This is a genomic window from Streptomyces sp. GS7, assembly GCF_009834125.1.
In the GTDB taxonomy this organism is placed as follows: Bacteria; Actinomycetota; Actinomycetes; order Streptomycetales; family Streptomycetaceae; genus Streptomyces.
This window is the reverse complement of the sequence record NZ_CP047146.1, coordinates 2,005,943-2,016,661: the sequence shown is the minus strand read 5'-3', so window position 1 is coordinate 2,016,661 and position 10,719 is coordinate 2,005,943. Positions and strand designations below refer to the sequence as shown.

The window sequence follows — 10,719 nt, the reverse complement described above, 5'->3', positions numbered from 1 at the left end:
GGCCACAGCCCCCACCAGCAGCCCCTCCGCCCCACCGGCGAACCCGTTGGAGAGCCCACCGACATGCCGCCGCCCCCCACCGACGTGCTCGTACGCGCCCTGCTCCACGCTCCCCTACCGCACGCGCTGGCCGCGAGCGGACTGACCGGACCGCCGGACACTCACCTCCCGGTGATCGGGATCTTCTCCCGCCGTCCGCTGCTGTCCCTACCGCTCTCCTCCCCCGACGGGGCCCGGGTCGCGGTGAGAGCGGCGCGGGAGGCTGCGCAGACGTGGGGGGCCTTGTCCCACACGCAGCGCGCCCCTTGGAGCTTCCGGCTACAACGGGCGCTGGCGGTGCGCCATGCGGCCCTGCTCACCGTCCTCCAGGACGTCTCTGGTCTCGGTCCCGCCGATGCCGAGGCCGAACTCCGCAGTGCCCGGGCGACGTTGCTGCGGCACGCCGTTGCAGCGGGCACGCACCGTGCACCCTGGCGGCGCCCCCGCTCCGACACGCCGTCATCCCACGCCCCGCAGCGTCCGGTCGTGGTCATGTCGCATGTCGACGGTGCCCGCCCCCTCGTGTCGCTGTTGGAAGGGGCGCTGCCGGCTCTGCTGAAGGGGATGACCGTGGTCTCGGAGACCGACCACCGCACGGCGGTCCCCACCCTGGCCGTGCTTGCGGCGGCCCGGGAAGCCGGGCTGCCGCAAGGGGGCTGGGCGGTCGCGGTGGACAGGCGGACAGCCGACCTCCGGTGCGTACTGGCCGAGCACGCAGACGAGGTGTCACCACAGTGCTGCGCGTGGGATCCTTGGCGCCCGCCGCCACCCGGTCTCCTGGTGCTCCGACACGACGGAGACGCACGGGCCGCCGCCCGGGCCACCGTCCGGTCCTGCTTCGCCCGCGCCGGTCGCCGCTGCGCGGCCACGCCACTGGTCGCGGTGCACGACACCCGTCTCACCGCTTTCCTCGACCACCTCACACGGGAGACCGCGCGCTTCCGCCCGGCCACCGCCCTACCGCACCGGCAGTGGCACACCCGTCTGTCCGAGTGGACTGAGGCAGCGCTCGGCGCTGGGGCACGCCCGGTCCGGACGGGGACACCCCCTGGCCGGGCCCGCCCGCCGGTGCCGGACCCCATCGTTCTGATGGCACCCCCACACGGTGTGGAGGATCTCCCGAGGCCACCCCTCGGACCGGTCGCGCTGCTCGTCCGGTTCTCAGCCTGGGCGGAAGCCCTCCACCTCGCCCGGCGCACCGGACCGCACCTGGGGGTCTTCACTCGCACCCGGCTCGCACAACTGAGCCCGCAACTCGCCGGACTGGCCTCCCCTCATATCCAGCTCAACGCGGCGCCCGACGCCGGCTTGCCGCCAGGCATGGCCCACGCCGGCCTCGGCATGTGACGCCCCACCATCGGCGACACGCAGCTCCGTCCACAGGAGAAAGAACCGTGACAGCCCCCTCCCCTTCCCCACCCGATACCGCCGGCCGCCCCACCGTGCCTGCCCGACGCAGCGGGACGAACTGCCGGCGCCTCGCCATCGTCGTGGCACTTTCCGGTCTGGCGGCCGCCATCACGATCGGTGGCATGCAGGCGGCGGCGATGCCCGTCTCTTTCGCCGTCACCGGCAGCACGTTCCAGGTGTCCGCCAAGCAGATGCACGGCGTCGGCGCCGTGCAGTTCGCCAGCCTCACCTCCGACGCCGCGGGCCATGACCGCCCGGCGGCGGTCGCAGGCATCAGCCGGGCGCGCCTGACCGGCCTGTGCCAGTCATCGGTGGCACACACGCCCCTCGGTGCGGTCACCCTGCGAATCGAAGCGGACGACGGCCGGACGACGGAGGCCCATCGACTGGTACTGGGCCTCTCGGAGTTGAAGGGCGACATGCGATTCGGCGAGGTGGAGATGGGGCGCGACGCCGCGACGCTGGACGCCGTCGCCGGGGTGCACGGCGCCTCGGGCCAATACGGCCAACAGGCCCGAACGCTGGACGTCGACGGTATGCGGCTCACCTCCCAGTCCATCACGGCCGGCTCGTTCGACCTGAGCGGCGCACGGATGCACGTACAGCTCGGAGACCACCCATGCTTCTGACCCACCATGCCCTGCGAGACCGGCCCAACGTCGCAGCCGTCCTGGTGCTCGCTTCCGCCGTCGAACTCGGCTGCCTGCCGCTCGCCCGGCCCGCCTACCTGACCGTCGAGGGATTCCAGGGGGCCACCTCCGTGACGATCGCCATCGCACTCGCGGTATGCGCGGGGAACGTGTGGCTGTGGCCACAACGGGCCCGTCGCGGCGGCTGGACGGCCATCGCGGCGGGGCTGCTGTCCTTTCCGTTCGCCAACCTGGGAGGCTTCCTCATCGGCATACTGCTGGCACTGGTGGGCGGCGCCTTCGCAGTGGCGTGGGACCCCGCCGAGGACCCGCCGGGAACGGATCAGTGACGGCGGCCGGGCCACCGCGCGCTGTCCCGGTGGCCCGCCGCACGAGGCGCCGGGCCACGGGTGTCCTGGCCGTGCTCGCGGTAACCCTGTGCTGTGCGCCGACCCCCGGAGCAGGGGCTGCCAAGCCGGCCGGAGTGTCCCACGAGGATCCTTCGCTCTCCGCGGGCCGTCCACTCGACATCGCGCTCGGCGGCCAAGACGAAGGCGAGGGCGCCACCTTGCGAGCCGACGCGGTCACGTTGCAAGGACTGTGGTGCCCCCTGCTGTCGCCCGAGCCGGGCAGGCCAAAGCTCTGCTCGGCCCAGTCCGCCGACGTCGAACGCCCTCGCCTGGCCCAGGACCACGGTGCAGGTCGAGTCCTGTGCCTACGCAGCACACGAATCACCCTGACCGGCATCCGCTTCCGCGCTGATGCCCTCACCGCCACGCTCCCCGGCGGCCTGCCACTCGTGCTCTCCACCGACGCTGTCCCTCCGCTGCCAGTCCCTCAGATCACCCTGCTCGGAGTGCAGGCACACGGCGTCCAGATCTCTGCGTCTCGGGTCGCCACGGGACCCACCGATCTACAACTGACCGGCGAGCAGCACTGCAACTGAACCGTCCGGGCGGGTCGAAGGACGGGGGACCACACCTGCCCAAGTCGTTGACCAAGGACCGGGACAGGCCATGTCAACTTGCCCTGTGGCTGCTGCGCTGGGGGAGCGGAGGGAGGGGGTGTCTGGCCAAGGCTGCCAGCCAATCCCGTGGTACGGAAGCCAACTCTTGGTCGACACCCTCGTCCTGGTCGTGTCGGCGTGCGTCTGCCCTGCCAACGGCAAGTCCCAGATGGTACTGCCGAGTTCCTCGCCCGCAGTGCTGGAGCTTCCCCAGGCTGGAGCGCCAGTGATCGGACCAGAGCCATCGCACCCGCGCATGATCACGTGGGAGCGGCCGACAGAGACAAGAACGGATGTCCGAGTTCGGGAAGACCAACCAAAGCAAGATCAGCGCTCAGCATTTCAACTCCTACGCGACCATGTGCTGCAGATCTCTCACCTGGGCTGACGTCAGCCTGGCCGATACCACCTTCTTCGCAACTTCGCAGGGGCAAGGTGCGGCGTAGCGCTGCCCGGACCGGTGGTCGACACCAGGCAATCGGCCGCGGCACGACCGTCGCGGTCAACAGCCTCCCCTTCTTGGGGCCGCTGCTGCGCCTGGGCCGCTTGCACATGCCGCCAAGGGGTGTGCCAACTCAACCGCTGATCTTGGTTGTTGGGTGGTGTTGCGGCTCGGGGGCAGGCGTCCCTCAAGGACGATCTGGAAGGCGTTCGGCGGCGCTTTCCGGCACACCCTCCAGCGGCGCCGGCCCTTGCCGGTCGGATCGCGGGACATCAGCGCCACGTAGATGCACTTCAGCGCGGCGGCTTCCGACGGGAAGTCGACTCCTTCGCGAAGAAGGCCGCGGCTTTTCAGATCTCGATGGTCTGCTGCTGTTCCCGGTTCTCCCACCGCGTATCAGGCTGTCCAGCCCGCAGGGGGAACTTCACCACATGGCCGGCTCAGCGCATTGGTTCCGGCGCCAGTCGGATACAGCCTGAACCGGCCCGGATCCTCACCGGTTGAGACACCGGTTCCAACGGCGGCGGGGTGGTGGAGGGCAGTTTCCTGACGTGCTTGGTCAGCGGCCGGGTCAACAACGTGATCAGGGCCCACGCGATGTGCGCCTGCCTGCGACAGGGAGGACACTCGACGTCCCGCACTTCCTGCGCGCCCTCTGCCGAAGGTGTTCGGCCGCCTCACCCGGACGATCACGGGCACGCTCGCGCCGCACCTGGCCCGCTGCCCCGACGATGAATGGGCCCAGCGGGTATCCGCCCCGCTCACTTGCACGCCCCGAAATCGCCCCGGATTCACCCCCGACAGGTTGTTCAATCCGAGAAGATACCCTCTGACCTGCGGGAATAAGGTGGGGCGGACGAGTCGGCCTGTACGCCGGGTTCTGTCCCGCTGGCGAGTGGATCACGCTCTGACCTGCTGGTTAGCCTGCTCAGAGAGCTTCCGCCGCAGCCCCAGGGACTTCTCAGGGACTTTCAGCCAAGATCCGCGAGCCACGCTTCGATGGCGGCAAGACCGCGCGCGCCGGCCTCCGGCATGAAGTGCGTGTAGGTCCGGAGGGTGAACGCTGGATCGGAGTGACCGAGCCACTTCGCCAGCGATACGACCGACTCGCCCGCTTCGAGCATCACCGAAGCGTAAGGACTCCTAGCAAAATGAGCTGTACTGCCTTGGAATGACAGGCCGTCAGCCGGTGTTGTGCCTCTGTCTGGTGTTGTGGTGGGGGCGTTGGGCATGGTGCAGCGGAGGCCGTGGGAAGTCGAGGACGGGTTGTGGGAGCGGATTGCCGGGCTGCTGCCGGTGATTGAGCGCCGCGTGAGGTATCCGGGTCGCAAACGGCTCGATGACCGGCGGGTGCTGAGCGGGATCCTGTTCGTGCTGTACACCGGCATCCCTTGGGAGTTCCTGCCCCAGGAGCTGGGATACGGCTCGGGCAGCACGTGCTGGCGCAGGCTGCGCGACTGGCATCAGGCCGGGGTGTGGCAGGCTCTTCATGAGCTGCTGCTGGCCGAGCTACGTGCGGCCGGGCTGCTGGACTTCTCCCGGGCCGCGGTCGACGGCTCCCATCTGCGGGCGATGAAGGGCGGCGCGAAGACCGGGCCCTCACCGGTGGATCGGGGAAAGGCAGGCAGCAAGCACCACGTGATCACCGAAGCGCACGGCATCCCGCTGGCGGCCACGCTCACAGGCGGAAACCGCCACGACGTCACCCAGCTCATGCCGCTGGTCCACGCCATACCGGCCGTCAAAGGCAAGCGGGGGCGCCCCCGAAAGCGCCCCGGCGCTCTGTTCGCCGACCGCGCCTACGACTCCGACACCTACCGCCGCGAACTGCGCGAGGTGGGCATCCGCCCCCTCATCGCCCGCCGCGGCACCCAGCACGGCTCCGGTCTGGGCATCCACCGATGGGTCGCCGAAGCAGCCTTCGCCCTCCTGCACTGGTTCCGGCGCCTGCGCATCCGCTGGGAGATCAGGGAAGACCTCCACGAAGCTTTCCTCATCCTCGGCTGCAGCATCATCTGCTGGCGACGCCTGAAAACCTCATTTTGCTAGGAATCCTAAGTGTGACGCAGGACGTGGAAGCCGTGCTCCCGGCTCGGCTCCCACACGCGTGTGGCCTTCCCCTCCTTCTCCTGCTTCGGAAGAGGGGGGATCACACCAGCGCGAGCGAGCGCCGGCTTCCAAGACTTGGTGTTCCACGTGGTCCGATTGATCGCTCCGCTGCGGGTCGTGGTGACGAGCAGCGGTACCGTTACTTTGCGGCGCTCATCCCGGGGAACGTCTGGCTGTTCGGGATCGAGCCACGGCAGGGTCACCTCGACCGTGTCGAACCGCTCCTGGTGCGCCAGCAGCCGCTTCGCAAGGGCTGTCGTCACGGGTACGTCGCGCTCCTTACCGCCCTTCGGGGGCCCGAAGTAGAGCTGCGACTTGTATCGCAGAATCTGCCGCTCTACGTGGACGGAGTCGCCCTGCACATCACCGGGGGAGAACGCGAATACCTCCCCTTGTCGCAATCCACATCCAACACCGAGGTCGAGTGTGATCCGGTACCGCTTGGGAAGCTCTGCCCGCACCGCGTCAACTTGCCCCTGCGTCCAGGAGCGCGCCCTCCGCTCGGGCTTCTTGGGCGGCTTGATCGTGCTGTTGCCCTTGCATGGGTTTCGGAAGAGACGCTTGTCCTCGACCGCGGCCTGCATAATCGCCTTCAGGTACACCCACGCGGTGTACGCAGTACCCGATCCGACTTCGCGCTGTACATCCGCTGACCACTTCCGCAGCTCGGCGACGCCGACATCACGGAGCGCCAATTCTCCGATGTGCGGCAGCACCTGCCCCCAGATCCGGTACTCCATGCTCTCCAACGTCTGGGGCGGGTGAATCTGAGCCGGCCACCAATGCTTTTCGACGTACTCACGCACGGTAATCTCACCGTCGCGTGGATCTACGAAGTCACCACGGCGTGAGTCTGTCTGCGTCTCAGCCAACCACGCCTTGGCGTCCGCCATCGTCTCGAACGAGCGATCACGGACACCCGGGATGCCTTTGACTCGGTAGCGGGCACATTTCCCCCACAGCGCCGTTCGCTCGCGCTTACCCGTCTCCTTGTTCGGTCGCTTCTTGAGCCACCTGTCCTCTATATACCCCGCCATGCGATACCTCCCTTTGATCCGCTGGCTGGTCCGGTCAGCGCCTCCTAGCGCCGCGCCAAACACACAGACGGCGTCCGCGCACGTCAAATTCCGGATGCAGCCGACTTTTTCAACTTTCGTTCCAGGGGACTGGGCTAACGCGCGGCTGTCCCATAGACGCCGTTTGTGGTCACGCGGCGTGGCGCACGGCGCTGCGGCGCCTTGCTCAGCGGATTGAGATCCGGATTCGAACGCGAATCAGCCTTCTGCTGTTCCACCAGCCACGCGTCGAGCAGGTCTCGGCGATACATGACCCGACCGCCGGGGCCCATACGGAAACTGGGTGGCCCCTGGCGCCGATGACGCCAGACGTACAGAGTGTTCACCGAGATGCCCATATATGTCGCCGCGTTCTGCACGTTCATAAACGCCGCCTCGACGGTGGGCTCTGTGTGGTTGCGCATCGCGTATCTCCGGGGCAAACGTCGTCAGCTGGGCGGAGGTTTGATCTCCCGCCACCCATGCAGGGCGCAATACCGGACACCACCCACGGGCAGGATCAGGATCCGGAGAATCGTGGGTTTGGCGCGGCCGGGATGTAGTGATAGATAGCGACCTCCGGTGCATCAAGGAGGTTCGAGCGTGGCTGTCAGAGGTCAGAGTTCAGCCGTCGTCAAGAGAAGGCGACGGCATGCGTGAGGGGCTGGAACCGACAAAGTCCAAGCCGGCCCTCATGCGCGTCTGGGCGGGGACGCACACACGCATGCCCCCACACGACCCCTCGCCGGAAGGGTCACGGCCCGCGCGCACCATAGCGTCGGGCTACTCGCGGGGCCTGCCCACGCGGTCTTCTGCCAGCAGGTCAACAACCGCGTCCACCGCGAGACCGAGAAGGTCCCGTCCTCGATGCTGGACATCGAGGAGTCGAGGCTGCACCCGATGCCCACGGTTCCGCACACCCTCGCGCTTGGCGAGTCCCGCCAGGTCTTGCGCGACCAGGCGGTTCGCTTCGGCTCGGTGCGCTATTCGACCCCGCCCGGCCTGGTCGGCCAGGAAGCCTGGGGCCGCGTCGACGGCGACTAGCTCGTCATCGTCGCCGACCTCTCGCACCTGATCCGCCGACCCGAGTGTATGTAGGGCCCCGCGGGCCTGACCGAGGTCGCCCGCCATCAACTGTCCCTGCCCGGACGGCCGGTGATCGACCCCTCCCACTACCCCGACCACTCGCAGGAGACCACGGCCCGAACCGTTCAGGCAGGTGACGCCACTGCACCCCGGTGCGTACCCAGTGCAGGATCCCGTCGATCACCTGCCGGTGATCCCGCCACCAGCCACAACGCCCATTACTGACCTGCAGAATCGGCCGAAACCGTCCCGCTCCGCATCCGTCAGGTCGCCCCGCCCCATACCGGGGCAACGAGCCGTACGCCAGATACCTACATGATCGCCCGGATAACTCCCAGGCAGAGCTGCTCGGTGGTTCTCCCACCGTAACCGGCAGGTGGCGTCTCGTCAGTTCAGGGTGAGCCGGGGTGTGGCCTGGTGGGCGAGGTTGTCGATGAGCAGCCCGACTGCGAAGTCGAAGCGTTCGTGCCCGGTACCGGAGGTGAGTTCGGTCGCGTAGCGCCGGGTCTGCGGGAAGGTGGCTTCCGGTTGGGCGTTGAAGCGGCGGACCAGGTCGTCCTGGCCCAGGACCCACGTGGCGTCCTGGTTCTTCTGCCGCTGCTGGACCATGGAGGTCTCCAGCGCGTGGCCGGCGACGTAGAGCGAGAGGGCGTCCATGGCCCGAGCCGCGGTCTGGGGGCCGTATCGCCCAGCGCGGCACCCACACGGAGCCCCTCGCGGACGCCGACGGCCGCTATGCGCGCATGTGGGCGGCGCAGCTGTCCGCCCGGGTGGCTCTGTCCACGAGAACGGGCAGCACTTCTTCACCGATTCGGGAGGCAGTTGGCTCTGGGCTCGGATTCGAATTGTTCACGAGTTTCGACAGCGTTAATCGCGCCTGTGCGTGATGCGGTCCGCCCTGGCGCCGCAGCGCGGCTGGAGGCGGGTGACCGGTCACTTGGGGTCGTGGCCGGCTCGCATGCTCGCTGCGGCGCAAGCGAGCAGGGCGGCGGTGAGGGCGGCTAGGGGCGCGGTCCAGGTGCCGGTGGCGGTGTGCAAGGTGGCGGCGAGGATGGGGCCGGTGGCGGCGAGGAGGAAGCCGCAGGTCTGGGCCATGGTGGACAGGGCGGTCACGTGGTCGTGGTCGCTTCCCCGGTGGGCGTAGAGCACTCCGGGGAGCGCCTGGCCGGCGCCGAGTCCGATGCCGAGGACGGCGACCCACAGCGTCGAGGTGGCGCCAGGGGCGAGCAGGAGCCCGGTGAAGCCGACTGCACAGACCAGGATGGCGCCCAGGATGTGCGGGCGCTGGTCGGTGCGCTTCGCGGCGAGGACCGGTGCGATGAATCCGCCTGCGGCGACGCCGCAGATGAGAAGGGCCTGGCCGGTACCGGCGGCACTGCGGCCGAGGCCGGCTTGTACGAGGATCGAGGGTAGCCAGGCGAGCGTGGTGTAGAAGGCGAGGGTCTGGATACCGAAGAAGGCGGTCAGGCTCCAGGCGACCGCGGTGCGGGCCACGTGCTGGCGCCTGTTCCGCTCGGTGCTGGCGGTCGCGGCAGGCTGCGGCGGCTGGTGGCGCAGCTGCGGGGTCATGCCAGCGGCAGCGAGGACGGCGGGGATGACGGCCAGGCCGATGGCCGGCTGCCAGGTTCCGGTGGCCTGGGTGACAGGAACGACCATGGCAGCGATGAGTGCCGAGCCGGCCCCCATCGACAGGGCGTAGAGGCCCATCATCGTGCCGACGCGTTCACGCGGGAACCGCTTGCGGACCAGGACGGGGATGAGCACGTTGACGACGGCGGTGGCCGCGCTGACCACGACGGTGCCCGCGAACAGGCCGGGCATGCCCAGCATGCGCAGCACCGCGCCGGCCACCAGGACCAAGCTGGCCCACCACAGCCCGCGCTCCTCGCCGAGCCGTCGCCGCGCCACGGCTGCGAGTGGTGCGAAGGCACCCATGCACAGCGGCGGCAGCAGCCCCAGCAGGGAGACCGTGGCGGGGCTGAAGCCCACGACCGGTGCTAGCGGCCCGATCTGCCCGAAGGAGACACGGGTGTTCAGGCTCATCAGTACGAAGCCGACGACGAGCAGCACGCCCGCGCCCGAGGCAGGCGGTGGCGCGGTGCGGTCACGAGGGACGGCAGCGGTCGCCGGCGGCGGGGACACGGTCATGGCAGGGCCCTCCAGGGCACTCGGTGGTTAGGCTTGCCTCAACCCTGCGCGCTCAAGTCCACTTGAGTACAAGTGCCCGCACCCGGAGGACCCTATGGAGCAGCTGTACTCGATCAGCGAGGTCGCCCGCGCCTACGGGGTCTCGGTACCGACCCTGCGCTACTACGAGGAATGCGGACTGATCCAGCCCACCGCTCGGCGCGGCCGGGTGCGCCAGTACGACCGCGCCGCTCTGGAACAGCTCGCCTACGCCCAGCTGTGGCACCACGACGGCATGATGCCCCTCGCCGACACCGCCGCCATCATGAACAGCGAACACGCGCCCGAGCGCCACGCCCTCATCACCGCCCAGCACGACGCCATGCAGGAGCGGATCGACCGGCTCGCCCGCGCCGCCGCCATGCTGCGGCACATGCTGCAGTGCCCGGCCGACCACCCGCTGAGCTGTCCCGTGACCGGCGCCTACATCCGCGCCTGCGTAGACGCCACCCTCGCCGGCGAGGAACCCCCCGAGCTGACCTTCCCCGACACGCCCGCACAGCACTCGGACACCTGACCCCCACCTGTACCCGAGACCGCGAACCCGCCGTCCTTCCCGGTGTCCGCACAAGTGCCGTCATTTCTCGTGAACATCGAACACGGCGCTTCTGCCCCGCCTCCCGAATTGCTGTCCGTTCTCATGCAATCCAGTCGCCGTCTCATCGAAGGCAGTCGAGGGGGACGCAGGCTCGTCGGTCACCGTCTGGTGCATGACATGCAGACCGCCGAAGCGGGAATGATGCAGCTGTCACGAGG

13 protein-coding genes are annotated in these 10,719 nt (G+C 68.9%); 7 read left to right on the top strand and 6 right to left on the bottom strand.

Features of this window, described 5'->3' with window-relative positions:
* The first annotated feature begins 63 nt into the window (after window positions 1–63).
* From GR130_RS08695 to GR130_RS08680, 4 genes are all read left to right on the top strand, one after another.
* Window positions 64–1,386 carry an aldehyde dehydrogenase family protein gene (locus GR130_RS08695; RefSeq protein ID WP_159504159.1) on the top strand — a complete coding sequence of 441 codons (1,323 nt, stop codon included), beginning with the start codon at window positions 64–66 and terminating at the stop codon, window positions 1,384–1,386.
* Window positions 1,387–1,433: 47 nt separating this feature from the next.
* A complete protein-coding gene (locus GR130_RS08690) occupies window positions 1,434–2,078 on the top strand; it encodes a DUF6230 family protein (RefSeq protein WP_159504158.1) in 645 nt (214 codons plus the stop codon).
* A complete protein-coding gene (locus tag GR130_RS08685; protein ID WP_159504157.1) occupies window positions 2,069–2,428 on the top strand; it encodes a DUF6114 domain-containing protein in 360 nt (119 codons plus the stop codon). The genes GR130_RS08690 and GR130_RS08685 overlap by 10 nt, the downstream gene beginning before the upstream one ends.
* Window positions 2,429–2,562: 134 nt before the next feature.
* The gene (locus tag GR130_RS08680; RefSeq protein ID WP_159504156.1) at window positions 2,563–3,024 is read left to right on the top strand and encodes a hypothetical protein; all 462 of its coding nucleotides are present in this window, start codon (window positions 2,563–2,565) and stop codon (window positions 3,022–3,024) included.
* 1,473 nt (window positions 3,025–4,497) lie between these two features.
* Here the strand turns inward: GR130_RS08680 and GR130_RS08670 are convergent.
* On the bottom strand, window positions 4,498–4,650 hold the full coding sequence (locus GR130_RS08670) for a hypothetical protein (RefSeq protein WP_236572952.1): 153 nt from the start codon (window positions 4,648–4,650) through the stop codon (window positions 4,498–4,500).
* Window positions 4,651–4,756: 106 nt separating this feature from the next.
* On the opposite strand from GR130_RS08670, the gene GR130_RS08665 reads away from it, so the two are divergent.
* The gene (locus tag GR130_RS08665; protein ID WP_159504155.1) at window positions 4,757–5,575 is read left to right on the top strand and encodes an IS5 family transposase; all 819 of its coding nucleotides are present in this window, start codon (window positions 4,757–4,759) and stop codon (window positions 5,573–5,575) included.
* Between the two features lie 5 nt (window positions 5,576–5,580).
* On the opposite strand, the gene GR130_RS08660 is transcribed toward GR130_RS08665, so the two are convergent.
* Both GR130_RS08660 and GR130_RS08655 read right to left on the bottom strand, forming a co-directional pair.
* Window positions 5,581–6,672: a tyrosine-type recombinase/integrase gene (locus tag GR130_RS08660; protein ID WP_236572951.1), complete on the bottom strand. Its 1,092-nt coding sequence runs from the start codon at window positions 6,670–6,672 to the stop codon at window positions 5,581–5,583.
* A gap of 134 nt (window positions 6,673–6,806) precedes the next feature.
* Complete coding sequence (locus GR130_RS08655) at window positions 6,807–7,115, bottom strand: helix-turn-helix domain-containing protein (RefSeq protein WP_236572950.1); 309 nt, start codon at window positions 7,113–7,115, stop codon at window positions 6,807–6,809.
* A 442-nt stretch (window positions 7,116–7,557) separates the two neighbouring features.
* On the opposite strand from GR130_RS08655, the gene GR130_RS08650 reads away from it, so the two are divergent.
* Window positions 7,558–7,734 (top strand): Mu transposase domain-containing protein, encoded by a 177-nt coding sequence (locus GR130_RS08650; protein ID WP_159504154.1) that lies wholly within the window; start codon window positions 7,558–7,560, stop codon window positions 7,732–7,734.
* A 4-nt stretch (window positions 7,735–7,738) separates the two neighbouring features.
* Here GR130_RS08650 and GR130_RS41780 read toward each other — a convergent pair whose 3' ends face one another.
* From GR130_RS41780 to GR130_RS08635, 3 genes are all read right to left on the bottom strand, one after another.
* On the bottom strand, window positions 7,739–7,960 hold the full coding sequence (locus GR130_RS41780) for a transposase (RefSeq protein ID WP_443043585.1): 222 nt from the start codon (window positions 7,958–7,960) through the stop codon (window positions 7,739–7,741).
* Window positions 7,961–8,163: 203 nt separating this feature from the next.
* Complete coding sequence (locus GR130_RS08640; protein WP_159504152.1) at window positions 8,164–8,433, bottom strand: hypothetical protein; 270 nt, start codon at window positions 8,431–8,433, stop codon at window positions 8,164–8,166.
* 276 nt (window positions 8,434–8,709) lie between these two features.
* On the bottom strand, window positions 8,710–9,924 hold the full coding sequence (locus GR130_RS08635) for an MFS transporter (protein ID WP_159504151.1): 1,215 nt from the start codon (window positions 9,922–9,924) through the stop codon (window positions 8,710–8,712).
* A 94-nt stretch (window positions 9,925–10,018) separates the two neighbouring features.
* Here GR130_RS08635 and GR130_RS08630 point away from each other — a divergent pair, with 94 nt between their 5' ends.
* On the top strand, window positions 10,019–10,480 hold the full coding sequence (locus tag GR130_RS08630) for a MerR family transcriptional regulator (RefSeq protein WP_159504150.1): 462 nt from the start codon (window positions 10,019–10,021) through the stop codon (window positions 10,478–10,480).
* The last annotated feature ends 239 nt before the right edge of the window (window positions 10,481–10,719 follow it).